General features: G+C 70.7%; 22 protein-coding genes. 8 read left to right on the top strand and 14 right to left on the bottom strand.

The genetic code is table 11. The features are described 5' to 3' along the window. Positions 1 to 54: 54 nt before the first annotated feature. Positions 55 to 1194 (bottom strand): type VII secretion protein EccE, encoded by a 1140-nt coding sequence (locus tag FHR38_RS14855; protein ID WP_184535231.1) that lies wholly within the window; start codon positions 1192 to 1194, stop codon positions 55 to 57. A 98-nt stretch (positions 1195 to 1292) separates the two neighbouring features. Between FHR38_RS14855 and eccB the strand changes: the two genes are divergently transcribed. Both eccB and FHR38_RS33215 read left to right on the top strand, forming a co-directional pair. Beyond that, complete coding sequence (gene eccB, locus FHR38_RS14860) at positions 1293 to 2762, top strand: type VII secretion protein EccB (protein ID WP_184535232.1); 1470 nt, start codon at positions 1293 to 1295, stop codon at positions 2760 to 2762. Next, positions 2759 to 3412, top strand: coding sequence for a LuxR C-terminal-related transcriptional regulator (locus FHR38_RS33215; protein WP_184535233.1), 654 nt, complete (start codon positions 2759 to 2761; stop codon positions 3410 to 3412). Before eccB ends, FHR38_RS33215 begins: the two co-directional genes overlap by 4 nt. 532 nt (positions 3413 to 3944) lie before the next feature. Here the strand turns inward: FHR38_RS33215 and FHR38_RS14870 are convergent. From FHR38_RS14870 to sigJ, 4 genes are all read right to left on the bottom strand, one after another. Continuing rightward, the gene (locus FHR38_RS14870; protein ID WP_184535234.1) at positions 3945 to 4538 is read right to left on the bottom strand and encodes a TetR/AcrR family transcriptional regulator; all 594 of its coding nucleotides are present in this window, start codon (positions 4536 to 4538) and stop codon (positions 3945 to 3947) included. Between the two features lie 78 nt (positions 4539 to 4616). Then, entirely contained in the window at positions 4617 to 5561 is a 945-nt protein-coding gene (locus FHR38_RS14875) for an HAAS signaling domain-containing protein (protein ID WP_184535235.1), read from the bottom strand. Then, positions 5561 to 5896, bottom strand: coding sequence for a PadR family transcriptional regulator (locus tag FHR38_RS14880; RefSeq protein WP_184535236.1), 336 nt, complete (start codon positions 5894 to 5896; stop codon positions 5561 to 5563). The genes FHR38_RS14875 and FHR38_RS14880 overlap by 1 nt, the downstream gene beginning before the upstream one ends. Positions 5897 to 5972: 76 nt before the next feature. After that, positions 5973 to 6857, bottom strand: coding sequence for an RNA polymerase sigma factor SigJ (sigJ, locus tag FHR38_RS14885; protein WP_184535237.1), 885 nt, complete (start codon positions 6855 to 6857; stop codon positions 5973 to 5975). A 96-nt stretch (positions 6858 to 6953) separates the two neighbouring features. On the opposite strand from sigJ, the gene FHR38_RS14890 reads away from it, so the two are divergent. The 4 genes from FHR38_RS14890 (at position 6954) to FHR38_RS14905 (ending at position 9446) form a co-directional block, all read left to right on the top strand. Continuing rightward, on the top strand, positions 6954 to 7415 hold the full coding sequence (locus FHR38_RS14890) for a carboxymuconolactone decarboxylase family protein (RefSeq protein ID WP_184539687.1): 462 nt from the start codon (positions 6954 to 6956) through the stop codon (positions 7413 to 7415). A gap of 50 nt (positions 7416 to 7465) precedes the next feature. Continuing rightward, positions 7466 to 8107, top strand: a complete 642-nt coding sequence (locus tag FHR38_RS14895; protein ID WP_184535238.1) for a hemerythrin domain-containing protein — start codon at positions 7466 to 7468, stop codon at positions 8105 to 8107. A gap of 110 nt (positions 8108 to 8217) precedes the next feature. Continuing rightward, a complete protein-coding gene (locus FHR38_RS14900) occupies positions 8218 to 8943 on the top strand; it encodes an alpha/beta fold hydrolase (RefSeq protein WP_184535239.1) in 726 nt (241 codons plus the stop codon). 29 nt (positions 8944 to 8972) lie between these two features. After that, on the top strand, positions 8973 to 9446 hold the full coding sequence (locus FHR38_RS14905; RefSeq protein WP_184535240.1) for a hypothetical protein: 474 nt from the start codon (positions 8973 to 8975) through the stop codon (positions 9444 to 9446). Positions 9447 to 9481: 35 nt separating this feature from the next. On the opposite strand, the gene FHR38_RS14910 is transcribed toward FHR38_RS14905, so the two are convergent. After that, the gene (locus FHR38_RS14910) at positions 9482 to 10135 is read right to left on the bottom strand and encodes a response regulator (RefSeq protein ID WP_184535241.1); all 654 of its coding nucleotides are present in this window, start codon (positions 10133 to 10135) and stop codon (positions 9482 to 9484) included. Further along, the gene (locus FHR38_RS14915; RefSeq protein ID WP_221449028.1) at positions 10132 to 11376 is read right to left on the bottom strand and encodes a sensor histidine kinase; all 1245 of its coding nucleotides are present in this window, start codon (positions 11374 to 11376) and stop codon (positions 10132 to 10134) included. Before FHR38_RS14915 ends, FHR38_RS14910 begins: the two co-directional genes overlap by 4 nt. 154 nt (positions 11377 to 11530) lie before the next feature. Between FHR38_RS14915 and FHR38_RS14920 the strand changes: the two genes are divergently transcribed. Continuing rightward, positions 11531 to 12442, top strand: coding sequence for an ABC transporter ATP-binding protein (locus tag FHR38_RS14920; protein WP_184535242.1), 912 nt, complete (start codon positions 11531 to 11533; stop codon positions 12440 to 12442). Beyond that, positions 12439 to 13293, top strand: a complete 855-nt coding sequence (locus FHR38_RS14925) for an ABC transporter permease subunit (protein ID WP_184535243.1) — start codon at positions 12439 to 12441, stop codon at positions 13291 to 13293. The genes FHR38_RS14920 and FHR38_RS14925 overlap by 4 nt, the downstream gene beginning before the upstream one ends. Before the next feature lie 136 nt (positions 13294 to 13429). On the opposite strand, the gene FHR38_RS14930 is transcribed toward FHR38_RS14925, so the two are convergent. The 7 genes from FHR38_RS14930 to FHR38_RS14960 form a co-directional block, all read right to left on the bottom strand. Further along, positions 13430 to 14593, bottom strand: a complete 1164-nt coding sequence (locus FHR38_RS14930; RefSeq protein WP_184535244.1) for an acyl-CoA dehydrogenase family protein — start codon at positions 14591 to 14593, stop codon at positions 13430 to 13432. Further along, the gene (locus FHR38_RS14935) at positions 14593 to 15849 is read right to left on the bottom strand and encodes a CaiB/BaiF CoA transferase family protein (RefSeq protein WP_184535245.1); all 1257 of its coding nucleotides are present in this window, start codon (positions 15847 to 15849) and stop codon (positions 14593 to 14595) included. The genes FHR38_RS14930 and FHR38_RS14935 overlap by 1 nt, the downstream gene beginning before the upstream one ends. A gap of 150 nt (positions 15850 to 15999) precedes the next feature. Continuing rightward, positions 16000 to 17481, bottom strand: coding sequence for a glycerol kinase GlpK (glpK, locus tag FHR38_RS14940; RefSeq protein ID WP_184535246.1), 1482 nt, complete (start codon positions 17479 to 17481; stop codon positions 16000 to 16002). Continuing rightward, entirely contained in the window at positions 17481 to 19133 is a 1653-nt protein-coding gene (locus FHR38_RS14945; RefSeq protein WP_184535247.1) for a glycerol-3-phosphate dehydrogenase/oxidase, read from the bottom strand. Before FHR38_RS14945 ends, glpK begins: the two co-directional genes overlap by 1 nt. A 52-nt stretch (positions 19134 to 19185) precedes the next feature. Further along, positions 19186 to 20205: a DUF2804 domain-containing protein gene (locus tag FHR38_RS14950; protein ID WP_184535248.1), complete on the bottom strand. Its 1020-nt coding sequence runs from the start codon at positions 20203 to 20205 to the stop codon at positions 19186 to 19188. Then, positions 20198 to 21649 (bottom strand): NAD-dependent succinate-semialdehyde dehydrogenase, encoded by a 1452-nt coding sequence (locus FHR38_RS14955; RefSeq protein ID WP_184535249.1) that lies wholly within the window; start codon positions 21647 to 21649, stop codon positions 20198 to 20200. Before FHR38_RS14955 ends, FHR38_RS14950 begins: the two co-directional genes overlap by 8 nt. Next, the gene (locus FHR38_RS14960) at positions 21642 to 22472 is read right to left on the bottom strand and encodes a GntR family transcriptional regulator (protein ID WP_184535250.1); all 831 of its coding nucleotides are present in this window, start codon (positions 22470 to 22472) and stop codon (positions 21642 to 21644) included. The genes FHR38_RS14955 and FHR38_RS14960 overlap by 8 nt, the downstream gene beginning before the upstream one ends.

The raw sequence follows: 22472 nt of genomic DNA on the forward strand, positions 1-22472 counted from the left end.
CGGGGAGGTCAGTTGCTGCCCGGCCAGGGGATGCAACCGCAGGCCGGCCAGGGGTTACAGGCGAAGGCCGGCCAGGGGAAGGCTGTCCCAGGCCGCCACGGCATGCGTGCCATGCAGCGGGACGAGCCCTTTGCCGAAGCCGGCGGTGGCCCGGCCGACCACTTCGGCGACCGCCTCCGGCGCAGGGCCGGCCGGCACCCCGAGGCGCACCAGGGCGCTGGTCCGGGTGCCACCGCCACGCTGCCGGTCCAGGCGGATCGAGATGGCGCTGACCAGAGCCGGTTCGCTGCCGTGTCGGCGCAGCAGGTGATGGGCCACCTCGTCCCAGTTCCGGGGCGTCCGGCGCGGCCGGTAGCAGACCTGATGCAGCATTCCCAGCGACCAGTAGCGCCAGTTCTCGGTAGTGGGCTCGGCAGCCTGTCGGGGGTCGACGCCGAGCGACGCCGCCCAGTCATCGTGCAGCTGGGTGCCGTCGGGCAGCAGGACCCGGTGGCCGGCGGCGCGCAGTACGGTGGCGAGCCGCAGAGCGGCGGTGCCAGCCGTACGGATCAGGCCCTGGTCGCCGCCGCCCCGGGCCGCGACGGCTCGCCCTGCGTGTCTCGGGTCGACCCGGATCGCGAGCCAGCGGGCGGCCTGGCCGGTGCCCGGGGAGGTCCAGTCGACGAGTTGCAACCCGGTCAGGGGCAGTTCGGGATCGGAGTAGCTGGCCGAGAGGTGAGGCAGCAAATGATCGAGATCACCGGACGGGTCGAGCCGCAGCAGCCCGCTCCAGGAGTTTCCGTCGCTGGCCAGTCCGGCGCGATTGCCGGCCCGGTCGGCGTAGGTGCGGGTCGACAGGGTGGGCAGGGTCGGTTGTGGATGCCGGGCACGGCGCTGGTAGCGGTGCCGGACCAGCGCCCAGTCCGGCAGCCACCGACCCCGGACACGCAGCGCGGTGCCACCCACCACGAGGGCGGCGAGCCCGGTTGCGGTACCGCCAGCGGCGTCGAACGGGCCACCGGCTGCGACCACGCCCAGTGCGGCGGCCTGCCAGAGGGCGACTCGACCGGCGTCGACGCCCAGCCAGCGGCGCTGCCCGACCGGTGGGTGAGGCAGCCGGCCGGCCCGCGCGAGCGCCGTTTCCCTCGCCGGCCCAGTGTTCGGTTCGATTGCCGGCTCGGTGGTCGGCTCGGTGGTCGGTGTGGCAGTGGGCATGGCCTGGTCCCCTCGGCTGGAGATTGCCGGATGGCTATACCTTGCACCCGTAGTTCTAGTGCACCGGAGCGGTGCCACACCAGTCGGGAGACGAACTGATGTGGACGCAGCGCGACCAGTTGCAGGCGTACCAGTTCCTGCGTCGCCGACTCGTCTCAGCGGTGCAGGTGGGTGACGCCAACCATCCGGTATCACCGAGCCGGCGGCTGGTCATCGGCTGCGCGCTGGGCGCCGCTGCCGCGTTGCTGGTGACCGCCGGCTTCGGTGTGTACGGCTTACTTCGCCCCGGCGCGAACACCGACTGGCGCAAACCCGGCCAGGTGGTGATCGAGAAGGAGACCGGTGCCGCGTACGTGATGGGGGCCGACGGCCTGCTGCACCCGATGCTCAACTACACCTCGGCCCGGTTGCTCGCAGGTGGCGACGGTACGGCGACCAAGCAGGTATCGCGCAAGTCCATGGCGAAGGCACCGCGCGGCGTCCCGCTGGGCATTCCGGGCGCACCGGCCTCCCTGCCGGCGAAGGACCTGTTGACGACCGGCCCGTTCACCGTCTGTGTGCAACCGCCCCAGGGGCGGCCGGTGGGCAGCCCGCCGGTCACCACCGCCCTGGTCGGGGTGGCCCCGGTGGGCACCCCGGTCGACCCGGCGACGGCCGTGGTACTGGCCGATTCCGGGGGTGCCCGGTACGTGGCGGTGGCCGGTCGGCGGCATCGGATCGCCGATCAGGGGACGGCCATGGCCCTCGGCTACGACTCGACCCGGCCACTACCGGTCAGCGCGGCCTGGCTCAGTGCCGTACCGGCCGGGCCGGACCTGCGCCTGATCACGGTGCCCGAGGTGGGGGAGGCCGGACCGAGGGTGGGTGACCGGGCCACCCGGGTCGGTCAGGTGCTGGCGGCCACGACCGTTGGTGCCGAAACCCGCTACTACCTGGTACGCGCCGACGGCATCGTCTCGATCAGCCAGACCGAGGCGGCGTTGGTGCTCGGTAACCCGGCCAACCGTGCGGCGTACGCCGGTGGCCCGGCCCGTGAGGTGCAGGTGTCGGCCGTGGACATGACGGAAGTGGGGGCGGCGTCGGCCGCTTCGGGTGCTTCGGGTGCTTCGGGTGCGGCCCCGGACGGTGGGTCGACCGGTTATCCGCCCCGGCTGGCCCCACCGGTCGTGGTGACCGGTGAGCGGGTCGCCACCTGCGCCACCCTTGACGGGGACCGCGCGACGATCCGACTGGCCGGTTCGATCGGCGTACCGACCGGGGCGCAGCCGGTGGCGGCCGGCGGCGGGACCCAGGCCGACGCGGTGTACGTACCGGCAGGTCGGGCGGCCGTGCTCCGGGACCAGCCCGCCCCGCAGGCCGGCCTCGGCACCGTATATCTCCTCACCGACCAGGGGGTACGCCATCCGGTGCCGACCGGCGAGGCGTTGAAGGCGCTCGGCTACGGCTCGGTACGCCCGACCCCGGTGCCGACCTCGGTCCTGGCGTTGTTCCCGACCGGCCCGGTGTTGGACCAGGCCAGTGCGCAACGCACCGCACCGGTGATGCCGGCGATGGAGGCGGGACGGTGAGTGGAGTGTCGACGCCGATCGAGGTTTCCGTGGTCGAGGACCACCCGCTCTACCGGGCCGCCCTGGCTCGGGCCCTGGGCGATGCGCCGGACGTACGGGTCGACGTGACGGCGCGCTCGGTGGAGGAGTTCGCCGCCTACCGGGTGCCCACCGGTGGCGTGGTGATCCTCGACCTGAAACTGCCCGGGGTGCACGACGCGGCGGCGGTGGTCACCGTCGCCGGCATGGGGCACCGGGTGCTGGTCGTCTCGGCCCACGGCGACCAGGCCGACGTGCTGGGCGCGATCGCCGCTGGGGCGCGGGGCTACCTGACCAAGGACGCCGACGCCGACGAGATTCTGCGGGCCGTCCGCGAGATCGCCGCCGGCAACACGTACGTCTCGCCCACGCTCGCCTCGATCCTGTTGGACTCGGCCCGGAACCGCCCAGCGGTCTATCGTGTGCCGTTGTCCGACCGGGAGCGGCAGGTGCTGTCGCTGCTGGCCGCCGGTGAGCGCGACCAGGACATCGCCGACGCGTTGGCGATCAGTGTCCGTACGGTCCGCTCGCATCTGGACCGGATCCGGGAGAAGACCGGCCGCCGTCGCCGCCCCGAGTTGACCCGGCTCGCCATCGAGGAGGGCATCGTCACGCCCACCCCGGACCGCTGACCGCCGAGCGCTCCCCGCCCGCTGAGCGCCGAGCGTCACTGGAACACCAGGTACGTCATTCGCTTTGGTTGACGTACCTGGTGTTCCAGTGACGGGGTGGTGTCAGGTTGGTGGTGTCAGGTTGGTGGTGTGGTGGCGGAGGACGTCGCAGAGTACGCGGAGTTCGATGCAGGGTGGGTGGTATTTGCTGGTGGGCCAGGTGCATTCGGGGGCGTGGCCGGTGATCCAGACGGATATGTCGGTGGCGCTGTCGGCGGGTTCGGGGTGGCGGGGGTTGTCGCGGCGATGTCGGCCCTGGTAGCCGTGCCTGCGGTGGAGGTTCATTGCAGGTCGGGGCAGAGCCGGACCGGGCCGGGTGGTTCGGGCGGGTCTTCGCCGTCTTCCGTGGGGATGGGCAGCCAGGGAGTCGGTGGAGTCGGCGGCGGGTTTTCAGGCGTCTTTTCGTGGTCGTCTTTGTTGAACCACCGTTTGGCCGATCCTTGTAGATCGCACGGTACGGCTTTGTAGTACCTGCGGCTACCACCGTCTTTGGTCAGCGGGGTCGGACGCCGTCGAGGACGAAGCTGACAGTACGTCGGGCGAAGTCCTCGCCGATCGGTGTCTGACGGAGGACCACCCGTACCCACACGGCACCGGCGAGCAGGTCCATCAGCAGGGTCGGGTCGGCGTCGGGTGGAAGTTCGCCCCGGGTGGCGGCGCGTTCGAAGACCGGGTTCTCCCGGGCCAGCCGGTCGGCGAAGAACGTACGGGCGTGCACGGCGAGTTCGGGGCTGTGCGCGGCGGCGGCGAGGGCCGCGACCGCGACGTCGGCGGCGGGCGGCTTGGTCAGCAGGGCCAACACCGCGTCGACGAGGGCTTCCAGGTCGCCACGGAGGCTGCCGGTGTCGGGTACGTCGAACCGGAGCGCCGGGGTTCCGACGAGGGCTGCGCCGAGCAGGGCCGCCTTGGACGGCCACCACCGGTAGATCGTGGTCTTGTTGACAGTCGAGCGCTCGGCGATTGCTTCGATGGTCAGCCGTTCGTAGCCGTTCTCAGCAAGCAGGCTCAGCGCGGCGTCGAAGATCTCCCCCTGCCGGCGGGGGCCTTCGCCACGCTGCCGCCCGTGTTGCCCGGTGCCGTCGACCACCGGGTCACCCTAATACTCCAGCGCCGCTCGGCTTCGAGTCGGCGCTGGAGTACCAGGGTGATCCTTCGAGTGGTGGCGTCAGCCGCGCGTCCGGCGGAAGCGCTGCACGATTTCGCTGCCGGCGATGACGAGCACGCCCAGCACCGCGACGGTGTAGAAGGCGTCCGGCACGGTCCAGTCCTTGTTGAGGCTGGCCAGGAACTCCGGGTTGAAGAACTTCTGCTGGTAGAGGATCCAGGCCAGCGGTAGCGCGAAGACACCCTGCGCGACGGCGTGCAGCGTGGCCAGCACGACGGTCCACTTGCGGGCGGCGAACCAGACCAGATCGAGCACCACGAGGGCGGCCAGACCGGCCAGGATCGGCCAGATCCAGCCCGACCACAGCGCCGCGTCGAGCACCTGGAGTCGGTCGCCGTCGTCGGTCCGGTACGGCTTTGCGGTGGCCTGCCAGACGATCAGCCCGATCAGCACGGTGTGCCACGCTGCGGAGGCAACTGCCTCTACCCCGCTCTTGTTTGCCTGCCGAAGTTCGGGCAGTTGGTCGGGCGTCCACTCCTCGGTGCTCTTGAGCATCTCGTTGCGATGGCGGGACCGTTCGATCAGGGCGAATACCACGGTGAGCCAGGCGATCATCTGCGCGCCGACGGTGAGTAGCGCACCGATGCCGCTGCCGATCGCTGAACCCAGATCGTTCTTGTCGAGTACGTCGATCACCACGATGACGGCGGTGACCACGGGCAGCACGGTGGAGAGCAGAAGAACGAGCAGCCGGATGTACGCCGGGTAGAGCTCGGGTCCGATCAGCGCGAGCGGCCGACCGGCGTAGCGGGCGGCGAGTCGGATCGGGTCGCCCATCTCGGTGAGCACCGCGCGTTCGGCCCCCGCCGGGTCGGCCGGGTCGCGTGCGTCGACGGTGTCGGCGATGGTGGTACGTAACTCTTCGGCGACGTCGCCGCGCTGGTCGGCCGGGATGCGCCGCACGACCTCGTGTACGTACCGCTCGGTCAGGGTGTTCGTGCTCATCAGTTCTCCTTGGTCAGTCGTGAGATCGAGGTGACGAGGTCCTGCCATTCGCGCACCAGGCCGGTGCGTACTCGGGAGCCCTCGGGGCTGGCCCGGTAGAACTTCCTTGGTCGGGACTCGTCGGTGTTCCACTCGCTGGTGAGCAGGCCCTGCTTCTCGAGTCGGCGTAGTAACGGATAGAGGGTGTTGCCGTCGACGGTGACCCCGGCGTCGTTGAGCGTCTCCAACAGCGCGTAGCCGTATTGCGGCTCGTCGAGTAGGGCGAGGCAGGCCAGTACGACCGTGCCGCGACGCAGCTCTTGAGCCTGACTGAGGATCAGTTCTTCTGCGGTCACGGGGAACACGTTACCGTGTGCCACACACTATTGTCCAGCGCCATTTATCGTGCGGCCTCCACTGATGCGTCAGGCGTCAGGCGTCGAGGACGGCCAGGTCGAGCTGGCGGAGTCGGTCCGGGTCGGCGAGGATGTCGATCGCGGCGATCCTCCCGTTCGTGATCGTGAAGCTCATGACCGACACCGGCTCTCCGTTGGTGGTGTTGACCAGCCCGGCGAGACCGTTGACCAGCGCTGGCGTCGAACGGGAGTTGCCGAACCGTCGGAAGGTGAGCGCCTGCCCGGCCACCGCTGCCGCCCCGCGTACCACCCGCAGGCCGGCACCGGGCAGGCCGGTGTCGGCGCGCAGCACCACTTCGGGGTCGAGGACGGCGACCAGCGCGTCGAAGCTGCCGCCGTGCGCGGCAGCCAGGAACGCCTCGACCACCTCACGTTGGCGGGTCAGGTCCGGGTCAGGGGTGGGAGCCGCACCCTGCACCCGGCGGCGGGCACGGCTGGCCATCTGCCGGGCGGCGGCCGGCGTACGCCCGACGATCGGAGCGATCTCCTCGAACGGCACCGCGAACATGTCGTGCAGCACGAACGCGAGCCTTTCGGCGGGGTTGAGCGTTTCGAGTACGACCAGCAGCGCCAGCCCGACCGAGTCGGCCAGCAGCGCCGCGTGTTCGGGGTCGATGCCGTTGGCGGGACTGATGATCGGGTCCGGCAGGTGCTCGCCCATCGGGTCCTCGCGGCGTGCGGCTCGCGAGCGGAGCATGTCCAGGCAGACCCGACCGACCACTGTGGTCAGCCAGCCGGCCAGATTCCCGACCTCGCTGGTGTCGGAGCGGCTGAGTCGGAGCCAGGCCTCCTGGACGGCGTCGTCCGCCTCGGTGAGCGAGCCGAGCATCCGGTAGGCGACCGCTTTCAGGTGGCTGCGGTGCGCCTCGAACCGGTCCGCCAGAAAGTCGTGTTCGTTCATCGGTCACATCTCCTTGTCGGGGTCCGTCAGAGCAGTGACGAACGAGAACCGGCCGGTGTGACGAGCGGACCGCCGGACGACTGGAGAAAGAAGATCATGACGGCGCGGATGAAGAACCCGGCGATGGTGCTGCCGGACGCAATGAAGGGCATCCAGAACCTCTTCAAGGCCATCGATAAGGGGGGTGTGTCGGCGCAGACACAGGAATTGGTCGGGCTGCGGGCCAGTCAGATCAACGGCTGTAGCGCCTGCGTCCACGCCCACGTACAGAACGCCAGGAAGGCCGGCGAGACGGACGAGCGACTGGCTGCCGTGGCGGCGTGGCGGGAGGCACCGTTCTTCACCGACCCCGAACGAGCCGCCCTGGCGCTCACCGAGGCGGCCACCCGGCTTGCCGACCGGAGTGCGGACGCGGTGCCGGACGAGATCTGGGACGAGGTGACCGACCACTACGACGAGGAGCAGCTCGCCGCCCTCATTCTCGTGATCGCCACGACCAACCTCTTCAACCGCATCAACACGACCATCAAGGAGCCGGCCGGCACCACCTGGGGCTGACCTGGGCGCACGGGCAGTCGATCGACCATGGATTCGAGCAAGGAGAGATCATGAGCGGCAAACTCGACATGACCGCGATGTACGCGATCCACGACGCGCTACGGCGGGAGTTGGCGTACATCGCCAAGGCCACCGCCAGCGTCGACGACGACCCCCAGCGGGTCCTGCGTACCGCCGCCGGCTGGGAACTGTTCAAGAAGTCGTTGCACGTGCATCACACCACCGAGGACGACGCGCTGTGGCCGGTGATGCGGCAGGCGCTGGCTACTCGCCCCGACGATCTGGCCCTACTGGACGCGATGGAGACGGAACACGCCGCCATCGACTCGGCGATCGAGGCGATCGACGCGGCGTTGCTCGACCGGGAGACCGGACTGGAGCGGCTCGGCGAACTCGCCGACGCCTTGGCGACCGGTGTCGGCGCGCACCTTAACCACGAGGAGAACGAGGCGCTGCCGCTGATCCAGTCGGCGGTGACGGAACAGCAGTGGCAGCACTTCGGCCAGGTCAGCGCCGCTCGGGTCGGTCCGGACGCCGCTCGGATCATGCCGTGGATGCTGGACGGGGCGAGCGCGGAGACCATCGCGACGATGCTGGCACCGCTGCCGGAACCCGTACGGATGGCTTACCAGAACGAGTGGCTGCCCGCGTACGACGCCCTGGACAGGTGGCGCGCGGGTAGCGCGGCCTGACCGGCCGCACGGCCTCGACCCGATAAATTGCAACGCAACGTTGCGTTGCAATTCAGCTCCCTCGTCGCTACGGTCTAGACGTCTGGATCGCGTGTGGGTGGGAGGACCGGATGGACGTCGAGGCTGGTGGCGGCCTGCCCGTGGTGTTCGTACACGGCATCCGGGTCAGCGGCACCATGTGGCAGCCGCTGACCCGGGTGGTCGAGCGACACCATCCGTCGGCCGCACCCGACCTGCCCGGCCACGGACGTCGGCGTGGCGAACGGTTCACCATCGAGGCGGCGGTGGAGGGCGTCGCCGACACGATCGACCAACTCGGCGGCCGGGCGCTGGTCGTGGGACTGTCCCTGGGCGGCTACGTCGGAATCGCCACTGCCGCACGTTACCCGGAGCGGGTGGCGGGACTGGTCGCCATCGGCTGCACCGCCCGCCCGGTCGGGACGTTCGCGGCACTGTTCCGCCAGGTCGCCTGGCTGGCTGGCAGATATCCGGAGGTCGCCAACCGGCTCAGCGCACGGACGTTCCGCCGGGCGTTGCCGGAGCCACTGGCCGAGGCCATGGTCGTGGGCGGACTCTCCTGCGAAGTGCTGCCACAGGTCGTCGATGAGGTGACCCGGCTGGACGTCCTGCGCGAGCTGTCCACGTACCAGGGCCGGGTCTGCCTGGTCAACGGTGCGCGTGACCACTTCCGCGCTGACGAACGGCGCTTCCTCGACGCCTGTCCGGACGGTCGACTGGTGGTGCTGGCCCGCCGCGGCCACCTCGACTGCCTCGTCGAGGTCGAATTTTTGGCCGGGATCGTGACCGAGCAGGCCGGGATGACCACTCTGGCCTGACCCAACCGGACTCGGTACCGTCCCGGCTCATGACCGTCACGGTGAAACCGCAACAGCGCAGGTCCCTCCGCCTGGCCGCCGTACTCGCCGGACTGACGATCGCCACGGCCGGCTGTGGCAGCGACGAACCGGCCGACACCGGGACGACGGCATCCACCCCGGCCACCCCGATAGCCGGCACGTCGACCCCGACCGCCACGCCCTCCCGCCAGGGCGACGGCTGCCCGGTCGACGAGAAGACCCTCTATACGGCGCTCAAGGCCAACAAGGAGCTGGTCGACGTGATCGACCGGAGCCTCAGCGGAGTGCGGAACGCGGTCTGCCACCGGGGCTACGCGACCGCGTACACGGTGGTGAAGGACGCGGATTCCCTTGCGGTTGCCTACCGGTACGACGCGGGTGCCGGCACCTGGCAGGCGCTTGCCGCTGGAAGTGACGCCGTCTGTACCGACCTCGTTCCCACCGCGATCATTCCGCACCTCCCGGGCTGCGTCGGCTCCTGACCGGCGACCCGCTGTTCCACCGGGTCGCCGGAACATCACTGAGACGGTGACACCAGGCCGCTGTCGTACGCGATGATGACGAGCTGGACCCGGTCTCGGGCGTCGAGCTTGGTGAAGAGCCGAGCCACGTGCGCCTTGGCGGTGGCCATACTGATGAAGAGTTCGGCCGCGATCTCGCTGTTGGACAGGCCCCGGCCGACGAGGGTCAGCACCTCGCGTTCGCGGTCCGTGATGCCCTCGATCGCCCGTGGGTTGCGGGCGGGTTCGGGCCGTCCGGCGAATTCCTCGATCAGGCGGCGGGTGACGCTCGGTGCGATCAGCGCATCGCCGGCGGCCACCACCCGGATCGCACCGAGAATCTCCTCCAGCGCCATGTCCTTGACCAGGAATCCGCTGGCTCCGGCGCGGAGCGCGGCATAGACGTACTCGTCGTCGTCGAAGGTGGTGAGGATGAGTACGCGCGGCGACGCGCCTGCCGTGATGATCCGGGTGGCCTCGATGCCGTCCATTCCGGGCATCCGGATGTCCATCACCACGACGTCGGGTCGGACGTCCGTGACCAGTCGGACCGCCTCCGCCCCGGTCCCGGCCTCCCCGACGACGTCGATGTCGGGGGTGTCGGCGAGCAGTACGCGCAGACCGGCCCGGACCAGGGGCTGGTCGTCGGTGAGGACGACACGGATCGTCATCGGTCTCCTGTCGGTAGTGGCAGCCGGGCCGCCACGCGGAAGCCGCCCTCGGGTCGCGGGCCGGCAGTGAACTGGCCGTGCAGCAGGCTGACCCGTTCCCGCATGCCGACGATGCCGTACCCGGTGCCGCCGACGGCACTGCCTCGACCGTCGTCGACGATCTCGACGGAGAGTTCCTCGTCCCCGTAGTCGACGGTCACCTGACAGCCGCCGGTGTGCGCGTGACGTACGACGTTGGTGACCGCCTCCTGCACGATGCGGTACGCCGACAGGTCGATCTCGGCCGGCAGCGGCCGGCGCTCTCCCCGCCATCGGACGTCGACCCGGACACCGGCGTCCGTTGCCGTGGCGGCCAGCCGGTCGACGTCGGCAAGCCCCGGCGTCGGGTCGAGCGGCACCGGGTCGAGCGGCACCGGCCCGGCGGCGGACTCCGGATCGGCCCGACGCAGCGCACCGAGCATCCGCCGCAGCCCGGCCAGGGTCTCCCGGCTGGTGGTCTCGATGGCGCTCAACGCATTCCGAGCCTCGGCCGGCTGGGTGTCGATGACCCGGCAGCCCACGCCGGCCTGAATGGCGATGATGCCGATGCTGTGCGCGACCATGTCGTGCAGTTCGCGGGCGATCCGCAGCCGCTCGGCGGTGACCGCCTGGGTCGCGGCCTGTAGGCGCACCGCCTCGGTGTGCTCGCGGCGTTGGCGGAGCGAGTTACCCACCAGCCAGGCGGTGACCATCGCCAGGGCGTAGAGCAGGCCCTGCGTGGCGAGGTCCGGCTCCTGGGCGATGGCACCCGGCCACTGTCGTGTCTCGATCGGCTGGGCTGCCTCGGTGACGGCCTGCACCGTGAACGCGATGACGGCGGCGGCGATCGAGAACCGGCGGGACCGGGTGGCGGCGAGGTAGCCCACCGCCAGGTCGATCCCCGCAAACTGTAGATATCGGATGTCCCGCAGGTATCCGGCCTCCCATGACTGCACGGTGAACGCCACGAGCACTGCGGCGGACAGCATCAGCGCCATCGTGGGGAGCGGTCGGTGGCGTAGCAGACCGAAGGGCATCGCCAGCACCAGAGCCGGCAGGACGTATCGGAGCCCGGACCAACCGCCCGGGTTGCTCGCCCCGCTGAGCGTCACGGCGAGCAGGACGAACGGGAACGCGAGGGCCGCACACCACCGCAGCGTCGCCCGTACCGTTGGGGCGCGCAGCCACCGCGATGGGCTGGGCAGATGCGGCGTCACGTCCATGCGCTGAGCGTAGTGAGCTTTGCCCCGGCACGGCATTGGCCCACGGGCGTACGACCTCGGGCTACCGCCGGTCGCACGGATGTGGCCCCCGGTCGCGCAGATGTGGCCCCCGGCCCACTGTGGGGTGGGGGCGACCTGCGGCAGCGTTGGACCGGTGATCGAAGTCAACGAACTGACCAAGCGGTATCGCAAGGTCAACGCGGTGAACGGACTGACGTTCACCGTACGACCCGGACAGGTGACCGGGTTCCTCGGCCCGAACGGCGCGGGCAAGAGCACCACGCTGCGGATGCTCCTCGGCCTGAACGAGCCCACCAGCGGCACCGCCACCATCGACGGCCGACCGTTCCGGGACCGGCCGCGCGGACTGCGGCACGTCGGCGCGCTGCTCGACGCGCACGACGTACACGGCGGGCGTAGCGCGACGGCGCACCTCTCCGCGCTGGCCCGCAGCAACGGCATCGGCCGTAGCCGGGTGCACGAGGTGCTGGCGGAGGTCGGTCTGACCGAGGTCGCCCGGCGGCGTATCGGCGGGTTCTCGCTCGGCATGCGACAGCGGCTCGGCATCGCCACCGCCCTGCTCGGCGACCCGCCGGTGCTTATCTTCGACGAGCCGATCAACGGCCTCGACCCGGAGGGTGTGCGCTGGGTACGCGGCCTGTTCCGCCGGCTGGCCGCCGAGGGGCGGACTGTCTTCGTCTCCAGCCACCTGATGAGCGAGATGGAGGCCACCGCCGACCAGCTGATCGTCATCGGCCGGGGGGAGTTGATCGCGGCCGAGAGCCTGGCGCAGTTCGCCGCCCGCAGCACCCAGCAGAGCGTGACCGTACGCACCCCGGACGGCACCCGGCTGACCGACCTGCTGACCACCGAGGGCGCGAGGGTGCTACCGGACGACGACGGCTCGTTCACGGTCACCGACATGACCGCCGCCCGGATCGGTGAACTCGCCTTCCACCACCGCGTGATGGTGCAGGAGTTGACCACCCACACCGCCTCACTGGAGAAGGCGTTCATGGAACTCACCGCCGACAGCGTCGAATACCTGGCCGGAGACCGCCGATGACCACTCTGACGAAGCCCGCAACCGCCGGTACCGGAACCGGTGCCCGTGTCCGGTTCGGCGACCTGGTCGCCGCCGAGTGGATCAAACTGTGGTCCTTGCGGTCCACCTGCTGGGGACTGGCGGTCACCGCACTGATCGTCGTCGGGACGAACGTGAACTCGGCCATCTCCGACATGAACAACTGGGCGCGCTACTCGCCGGGGATCAGGGACAACTTCGTCCCGACCTGGTCCATCCGGGACGCCTTCACCGACCCCGCCGCGTTGGTTCTCGTCCTCGCCACCGCCAGCATCGGGGCGATCATGATCGTCGGTGAGTACTCCAGCGGGCTGATCCGTACCACCTTCGCGGCCGTGCCCGCCCGTCGCTCGGTGCTGGCGGCCAAGTTCCTGGTCGTGACACCGGTGATGCTCGCGTACGGTGCCGTCGTCTCCGGGGCCTCGTTCTGGGTGACCCAGGCGATCCTCTCCAGGGAGGACGTCGGGCTGTCCATCAGCTACCCCGGCGCGCTACAGGCGGTCACCGCATCGGCCCTGCTTCCGGCGGTGTGTGCCCTGGTCGGCATGGGACTCGGTGCGCTCATCCGGCACACCGCGACCACCATCGTCACGGCGACGCTGCTACTGCTCATGCTGCCGACCATGATCGAACCGAACCAGCCGTGGAAGGCGGCCCTGCACCATGCGCTGCCGCTGAACGCCTGGCAGCGGCTGACCGACATCAGCCCGGTCAACCTGGGACCGCCCATCCTCTACCCGGCGACGATCACCGAGTCGTGGCTGGTCTACGCGATCTGGCCGCTCGTCGCGGCGGTTCTGACGCTGATCGTCGTACCCCGCCGGGACGTCTGACGTGACCATCGCCCCTTCGGTCGCTGGCCGGCGGGTCCCGGCTGACCACCACTGGAACACCAGGTACGTCATTCGCTTTCGTTGACGTACGTGGTGTTCCAGTGAACGACTCACCGACAGGTGGCAACGCGGTCGGTCAGCGGAAGGCGGCCTGGCCGGTCAGCGCCTGGCCGACGACCAGCTTGTGCACCTCGCTGGTGCCCTCGTAGGTGATGACCGCCTCCAGGTTGTTGGCGTGCCGCAGCACCGGGTATTCGAGGGTTACGCCGTTCGCGCCGAGGATCGTCCGGGCGGTACGGGCGATGCTGATCGCGGTCTCACAGTTGTTCAGCTTGGCCAGGCTGACCTGGGCCGGGGTCGCCTTCCCGGCCTCCCGCAGCCGTCCGACGTGGACGGCCAGCAGCATGCCGTTGACCAGGCCCCGGGTCATCTCGGTCAGCTTCTCCTGGGTGAGCTGGAAGCCGGAGATCGGCTTACCGAACGCCTCGCGGCTGCCGGCGTAGTCGATCGCGGCGCGCAGGCAGTCGTAGCCGGCACCGAGCGAGCCGAAGACGATGCCGAGCCGGGCCTCACCGAGGCACTTCAGCGGGGCACGTAGCCCGATCGCCTCCGGCATGATGGCGTCGCCGGGCAGGCGTACGTCCTGCAACACCAGGGCCGAGGTGACCGAGGCGCGCAGCGACAGCTTGTGCCCGACCGGCAGGGTGCTCACCCCGGGGGTGTCCATCGGCACGACGAAGCCCCGGATGCCCTCGTCGGTACGGGCCCACACCACGGCCACGTCGGCGATCGCCGCGTTGGTGATCCACATCTTCTCGCCGTTGAGGATCCAGTCGCCGCCGTCGCGGCGGGCCGAGGTCCGCATCGCGCCCGGGTCGGAACCCGCGTCCGGCTCGGTCAGTCCGAAGCAGCCGATCGCCTCCCCGGCCGCCATGGCGGGGAGCCACCGCTGACGCTGCTCCTCGCTACCGAAGGTGCGGATGGCGTACATGGCCAGCGAGCCCTGCACCGACACCAGGCTGCGTACGCCGGAGTCGGCCGATTCCAGCTCGAAGCAGGCCAGCCCGTAGGCGACCGCACCGGTACCGGCGCAGCCATAGCCCTCCAGGTGCATGCCGAGCAGGCCGAGCTTGCCGCACTCCCGGGCCAGTTCCCGGGCGGGCAGCTCACCGGCGGCGAACCACTCGGCGATGTGCGGCCGGATCTGTTCGGCGGCGAACTTGCGTACGGTGTCCCGGATGTCGCGTTCCTCCTCGGTGAAGAGGCTGTCGATCGCGGCGAGTTCCAACGGGTCGGTCATCAGGTGCTCTCCATGGAGGAAGGGGTGGCTTGCGCTGAAGGGGCGGCTTGCGCTGAAGGGGTGGCTTGCGCTGCGGGGGCGGCGGCTCGCGATGTCGGCACGGTTCGCCGGGTGGCGGCGAGCCAGTCGAGTACGTCGGTGGTGTGCTCGCCGAGCCGGGGCGGCGGGCGGTGGTAGCCGGCCGGCGTGCTGGACAGGGTGATCGGGTTCGCCACCTGCCGGGCCGGCAGGGTCCGGTCCGGCCCGTCGATCTCCACCACCGGAGACAGGCCCAGCTCGGTGGCGAGGTCGAAGGCCCCCGCCAGGTCGTTCACCGGTCCACACGGTACGCCGACCGCGCTGAGCGCGGCAGCCAACTCGTCGGCGGGGCGCAGCGCCGTCCGCTCACGCAGGGTGGCGATCAGCGGCTCGCGATGCCGGACCCGGTCGGCGTTGGTCAGATAGCGCGGGTCTACGGCGAGCGCCGGAACATCGAGTACGCCGCAGAGCGCGGCGAACTGCGCGTCGGTGCCGACCGCCACGGCCAGCGGCCGGTCGGCGGTGGGCAGCAACTGGTACGGCACCACGCTCGGATGCGCGTTGCCCAGGATGCCCGGCACCACGCCCGCCGCGACGTACCCGGATGCCTGGTTGACCAGGGCGGACAGCAGTGAGGAGAGCAGGCTGACCTCGACGTGCTGCCCCTCGCCGGTGGCGTCCCGGTGCCGCAGTGCGGCCAGGATGCCGATCGTGGCGTGCAGTCCGGTGATCACGTCGACCACGGCGACCCCGGCCTTGACCGGCTCGCCCGGCTGCGCCCCGGTGACACTCATCAGCCCGCCGACGGCCTGCACGAGCAGGTCGTACCCGGGTCGATCGGCACCCGCCCCGGAGCCGAAGCCGGTGACCGAACAGTAGACCGCGCCCGGGTTGACGGCGGCGATGTCGGCGTAGCCGAGGCCGTACCGTTCCATCGTGCCGGGGCGGAAGTTCTGCACGATCACGTCCGCCCGGTAGGCCAGCTCGCGGGCGGCAGCGAGATCATCCGGACTGGTCAGGTCCAGCGTGATCGACCGCTTGTTGCGGTTGACCGCCAGGTAGTAGGTGGCGGTGCCGTCGGCGTCGTACGGCGGACCCCAGGATCGGGTGTCGTCGCCCTTGCCGGGCCGCTCTACCTTGACCACGTCCGCGCCGAGGTCGGCCAGGAGCATGGTGGCGTACGGCCCGGCCAGCACCCGACTGAAGTCGGCCACCAGCACGCCATTTAACGCGCTCATGCCACCGCCTCGCTTCGCTCGGCGTCGTCATGAGCCTTGACACTGAGCTGGCTGATTCGCTCGCTACGCTCGCTCATGCCACCGCCTCGCTTCGCTCGGCGTCGTCATGAGCCTTGACACTGAGCTGGCTGATTCGCTCGCTACGCTCGCTCACGCTGACCACTCTCGGACGGCGGCGACGGCTCGTCGCCAGCGCTGGTGTGCCTCGTCGCGGCCATCGGCACCCGCCCCGGCGGTGAACTCCCGGTCCAGGTGCCAGCGCTTGGTGATCTCGTCGGTGCTGCCCCAGACCCCGGTGGCCAGGCCAGCCAGGTAGGCCGCGCCGAGCGCCGTGGTCTCGGTGATGGTGGGCCGGCGTACCGGCAGACCGAGCTGGTCGGCCTGCAACTGGCAGAGCAGGTTGTTGACGGCGGCCCCGCCGTCGACGGTGAGCCCGGTCAGCGGATGCCCGGTGCATCGGGCCATCGCGTCGGTCACGTCCCGCACCTGGAAGGCGATCGCGTCCAGGGTGGCCCGGGCGACGTGCGCCCGGGTGGTGCCCCGGGTGAGACCGAACATCGCCCCCCGGGCGTACGGGTCCCAGTCGGGTGCGCCGAGCCCGGTCAGGGCCGGTACGAAGACCAGCCCGCCCGAGTCGGGCACGCTGGCGGCGAGCGGCTCGATCTCGGCGGCGGATGGGATCACGCCGAGCCCGTCACGCAGCCACTGCACGGCCGCCCCGGTGACGAAGATCGACCCTTCCAGGGCGTACGTGGTGGGCTGGCCGTCGAGCTGCCAGCCGACCGTGGCGACCAGCCCGAAGTCCGGGTCCGCGATGGCCGTACCGGTGTTGACCAGCACGAACGAGCCGGTGCCGTAGGTGCACTTGGAACTGCCGACGGTGAAGCAGGTCTGCCCGAACAGGGCGGACTGCTGGTCGCCGACGAGCGCCGCCACCGGCAGGTCCAACCCGAGGAACGCGTCCGGGTCGGTCCGGCCGATCACCGCGTTGGTGGCGACGATCTCCGGCAATGCCGACCGGGGTACGTCGAACAGCGCACACAGCTCGTCCGACCAGTCCCCCTGGGCTAGGTCGAAGAGGAGGGTGCGGGAGGCGTTGGACGGGTCGGTGACGTGTACCCGGCCACCGGTGAGCCGGGCGGCGAGGTAGCTGTCGACCGTACCGATCGCGGTCCGACCGGCCCGTACGTCGGCCCAGGTGGCCGGCTCCTCGGCGGCCAACCAGGCGAGCTTGGTGGCCGAGAAGTACGGGTCGAGCCGTAGCCCGGTCCGGGCGGTGATCAGCGATTCGTGCCCGTCGGCGCGCAGCCGCTCGCACAGTTGCGCCGAGCGCCGGTCCTGCCACACGATCGCCGGCCGGGGTGCGGCCAGCGTCTGCCGGTCCCAGAGGACCACGGTCTCCCGCTGGTTGGTGATCCCGACGCAGGTCGGGGTGGTCGGGGCAGTGGCGAGCGCCGAAGCACTCGCCGCCCGTACCGCGTCCCAGATGCTCTCCGGGTCGTGCTCGACCCAGCCGGGCCGGGGGAAGAGTTGCGGGAACTCCTGGTATCCCCGGGCCACCACCGTGCCGTCCGGGTCGATGACGACTGCGGTGACCCCGGTGGTGCCGGCGTCGATGGCGAGTACGGCCATCAGGCCACCCCGACCAGCGCGGCCCGGTTGGAGCCGGTGACCCGCCGGTACCGGGCGGCCTCCCGCTCGATCCAGTCGTGGTCCTGGCCCAGCGCCTCGGCCATCAGCGTGGCCACCTCGTCGGCGGCGTCGGCCGCCCCGTCGACCGTTTCCAGGCCGGCGTGGCTGCGCCGCAGCAGCACGTCCTCGACGGCGAGCGCGCCCTCGTGGCGTACCGCGTGGGTGACCTCGGCCCGCAGCAGCCCGCCGGCTCCGGCGACCGGGCGCAGGCCCGTCTCGTTGGCCCCGGCGAGCACGTCGGTGACCGCCGTACCGTGCCGGCGCAGCAGGTCGTCGATGGTGCCGGCGGTCAGGTTGTGCTCGCGGGCGAGGAGCCCGCGCCGGTTCCAGAGGGCCTGGAACCCGTCGGCTCCGACCAGCGGCAGCCGATCGGTGCAGGACGGCGGGTAGCCGCCGCCGAGCCGGTCCACCACCGCGTCGACCGCGTCCTTGGCCATCACCCGGTACGTGGTGAGTTTGCCACCGGCGATGGCCAGGCACCGGCTGTCGATGTTGGCCACCACGTGTTCCCGGCTGAGCTTGGCGGTGTCGGCGGTGCCGGCCTTGTCGACCAGCGGGCGGAGCCCGGCGTAGACGCCGACGACGTCGGCGCGTTCCAGCGGCCGGCGCAGCCACCGGTTGACCTGGTTGAGCAGGAAGGTGATGTCGTCCCCGTCGGCGGCGACGTCCCGCAGGTCACCCGAGTACGGCGTGTCGGTGGTGCCGACCAGCACGGTCGAGCCGACCGGGATGATGAAGAGCACGCTGCGGTCGGTACGGGTGATCACCGCCCGGTCGACCCGCAGCGCCGACTTCGGCACCACCAGGTGTACGCCCTTGGAGGCGCGTACCCGCAGCACCTCCCGGCCGACGAGCCGCTGCACCTCGTCGGTCCAGACGCCGGAGGCGGCGAGGACCTGCCGGGCCTGGATGGTGCTCTCGGCACCGGTCAGCTCGTCGCGGACGGTGACCTGGGCTCCGTCCGGACCGGAGGTGTAGCCGACGGCGCGGACCCGGGTGGCGATGACCGCCCCTTCCCGGGCGGCGGTACGGGCGACGGCGAGGGTGAGTCGGGCGTCGTCGACCTGGCCGTCGTCGTATTCGAGCGCGCCGGTGGTCAGCTCGGCGCGCAGGGCGGGCATGACCCGGGAGAGGCCGCGTCGGCTGAGGTGCCGGTGGATGCGGAAGACCCGTTCGGCCTTGCCGGAGGGGAGCTGCCCCATGCCGTCGTAGAGGCTGAGTCCAGCCCCGATGTAGGCGCGTTCCCACACCCGGTGGGTCAGTGGCAGGACGAACGGCAGTCGGCGGACCAGGTGCGGGGCGAGTCGCCCGCCGAGCAGGCCGCGTTCCCGTAGCGCCTCGCGGACCAGCCCGAATTCGAGTTGTTCGAGGTAGCGCACGCCGCCGTGCAGCAGCCGGCTGGACCGGCTGGAGGTGCCGCCGCCGAGGTCACCGGCCTCGACCAGGGCGACGCGCAGGCCCCGGGACGCCGCGTCCAGGGCCGCACCGGTGCCGGTGATGCCGCCGCCGACGACGAGCAGGTCGTAGGTTCCTTCTTCCAGTGCCGCCAGCGTCGCGGGCCGCCGAGCGGCGTCGATCATTCCGCTGTCCACGTCCAGGTCCTTTCCGCAGAATATAGAATCTGTCTGCCGGTAAAGCTCGGCGTCACCATCGGCGCCGGACCTCCTCGGCCCAGCCGAGCAGCCCGTCGACCGGGATCCGCTCGCCCTCGTCGGTCACCACGTGCCCCGAGTAGTGCCCGAAGACCTGGTGCTCGGCGCTCTCCACCACCAGCCAACTGCTGTACGCGGCCCGGTCGTGGAACGGGGTGAAGGTCAGGTCCACCCGCTTGCCCACCATCCGCCACGGGGCCAGCCAGTCGTGGCTGTCGTAGTACCAGGTCAGCTCGTCACCGATCTTGTGGAGCCGACCGTCCACCCGGATGGCGTTCTCCGTCATCCCGGTGCCAACCGTCCACTTGCCACCGATCTGCAACCCGATCTCCCGACCGTGGCACCGGCCACTGGCCGCACCCCAGTTCCAGACGATCGAGTACGGCCACCGGCCACGCCCGTGGTCCAACGTCGCGTACGCGGTGTCCGGGTCGAACTCGTACGCCTGCCCGTCGGCCACCACCCGGCCCTGCGCCCGCAGACAGTTGTCCTTGCGGGTGTACTGGAACGTCCGGTCGTCCCACGGCACCACCACACCCAGCGACTCGTGCCCATCGGGCCGGTCCACCAGCAGGTCGACCGAGAGCCGCTCCGACCGGGCACGCAACCGGGTGCCCGACGGCGTCTCGTCGAAGCCGAGCGCGATCTGCCGGCCCCGGGCACGTACCCCACCCTCGCCCGAGATCGTCGGCATCGGTGCGCCGAGTGGCAGTACCTGCCGCTCGGCGACCTGGATCTCCTGATCCGTGGCGAAGTCCAGGAAGAACGCGGCATAGGTGACCCGGTAGTCGGCGTGCGAGATGTTCACCGCGACCAGGTGGGTCGGGGTGGTCACACACCAGTACTCGAACCGCTTGTTCCGGCCCCAGCCGCGCAGGTTGGCCCGGTGCAACGGCTGGCGGGTCCAGCCCACCGCCTCCGGATTCAGCCGGCCATTGGGCAGGCACAGGTCCACCCGGCTGGTGATCTCCCGTTCGTGCGTCAGATGATCGTCGGCGAGTTGCTTATCCATCGAGTTCCACCGCCAGGTACTTGTAGTCGAGGTAGTGCTCGACGCCGTGGTGGCCGCCCTCGCGGCCGTACCCGCTGCCCTTGATCCCGCCGAACGGGCCCTGCGGCGCGGCGAAGTTGCCGCCGTTGACCGAGACCATGCCGAAGCGCAGCGCCTCGGCCGAACGCATCACCCGGGACAGATCCCGGCTCCACAGGTAGGAGGCCAGGCCGTACGACGTGTCGTTGGCGCGGGTCAGCGCCTCCTCGTCGGACTCGAAGGTGAGCAGCGGCGCCACCGGACCGAAGGTCTCGTCGTTGCTGATCACCATCTCGTCGGTCACCCCGGCGAGCACCGTCGGGGTGTGGAAACTGCCCCCGGTGTACGACTCACCGCTGGGCAAGTTCCCACCGGTCAGCACCTTCGCACCCCGGTCCAGGGCGTCCGCCACGTGCGCGGCGACCTTGTCCACCGCCGCCACGTTGATCAGTGGCCCGATCCGGGTGCCCTCGGTCAGCCCGTTGCCCACCGGCAGCGCCGCCGTACGCTCGGCCAGCAGCCGGCCGAACTCCTCGGCCACCGAGGCGTGGACGTAGATCCGGTTCGGCGAGGTGCAGGCCTGCCCGGCGTTGTAGAACTTAGCCCGGGCCACGCCCGCCGCCGCCTTTTCCAGGTCGGCGTCGGCGAAGACCAGCACCGGAGCGTGCCCGCCCAGCTCGACCGACATCCGCTTCACGTCCGGCGCGCTCGCCGCGATCAGCAGCTTGCCGACCCGGGTGGACCCGGTGAAGGACACCTTGCGAACCTCGGGCGAGGCCATGAAGACCTCGGTGACCTCGGCCGGCCGGGTGGTCGGCACGATGTTCACCACACCCGCGGGCAGACCGGCCTCGGCGCACGCCTCGGCCACGGCCAGCGCGGAGAACGGGGTCAGCTCGGAGGGCTTGAGCACCACCGTGCAGCCGGCGGCCAGCGCCGGGCCGATCTTCCGGGTCACCATGGAGAGCGGGAAGTTCCACGGGGTGATCGCGGCGACCACGCCCACCGGCTCGGGCAGCAGCCAGATCCGGGATGTGGCCGAAGTGGAGGGGATCGTCTCGCCGTACAGCCGGCGGGTCTCCTCCGCCGACCAGAGCATGTGCTCGGCACCGGAGAGCACCTCGGCGCGCGCCTCGGCCAGCGGCTTGCCCTGCTCCCGGGTCATCGTCTCGGCGATCTCGTCGGCCCGGCGGCTGAGCACCGCGCCGACCGCACGCAGCTTCTCGGCCCGCAGGTGGGCCGGGAGCGCCCGCCACTCGGTCAGCGCCCGGGTCGCCGCCTCGACCGCGGCCTTCGCCTCGGCCGCCCCGGCGTCGACCACCGTGCCGATGACGGCACCGGTGGCCGGCTCCCGTACCTCGAACACCGCGCCGCCGGCCGGCTCGCACCACTCGCCGTCGATGTAGGCCCGTCCCACGTCACTCATATACAGTCTCCTGTCGGCGACCAGCCGGCCGCGGTTCGGTCTCTGGTCGGCGGCCGGTCGGCCGCGGTTCGGTCTCTGGTCGGCGGCCGGTCGGCCGCGGTTCGGTCTCTGGTCGGCGGCCGGTCGGCCGCGGTTCGGTCTCTGGTCGGCGGCCAGCCGGCCGCGGTTCGGTCTGGTTCTGCATGCCTTGCAGCAGGGCGTCCATTCCGGCCTGTTCGTGCTCCCGGACGAGTTGCGCAGCGAGGGTGTAGTCCTGGGCCACGATCGCGTTGCGGATCGCGACATGCTCGGCGTGCGATTCGGGCAGTCGCCACGGCACGAAGCGGAAGCCGTACTTGGCCCCCTCGGTGCGGGACCAGAGCGAGGTCAGCATCCGGTTGATCACTGTCGTCTGTGGCGTGTCCGAGAGCAGTGCGTGGAACCGCCGGTTGAGCTTGGAGAACGCGTCGACGTCCCGGTCGGCCACCACCGGCTCGCACTCGCGCAGCACCGCGTCGATCTCGGCGATCCGTTCCGGCGAGTACGACGAGCCGCCCAACTCGATGGCGAGACCGCCCAGCGCTCCCCGGATGCCGTATATCTCCTGGATGTTGTCCAGCCCGACACTGGCCACCACCGCGCCGACGTGCGGGCGCAGCACCAGCCACTCGTCGGCGACCAACGACTTGATCGCCTCCCGGACCGGGGTCTCGCTGATGCCCAGCGCCTCGGAGACGACCCGGGCGACGATCCGGCTGCCCGGAGGTGCCTCACCCGACATGATCAGCCGCTTTATATGGCTGATGGCGATGTCGGACTTCATCTGGAAGGTATCGGTGGTCAC

It is taken from the genome of Micromonospora polyrhachis (assembly GCF_014203835.1).
Taxonomy (GTDB): Bacteria; Actinomycetota; Actinomycetes; order Mycobacteriales; family Micromonosporaceae; genus Micromonospora_H; species Micromonospora_H polyrhachis.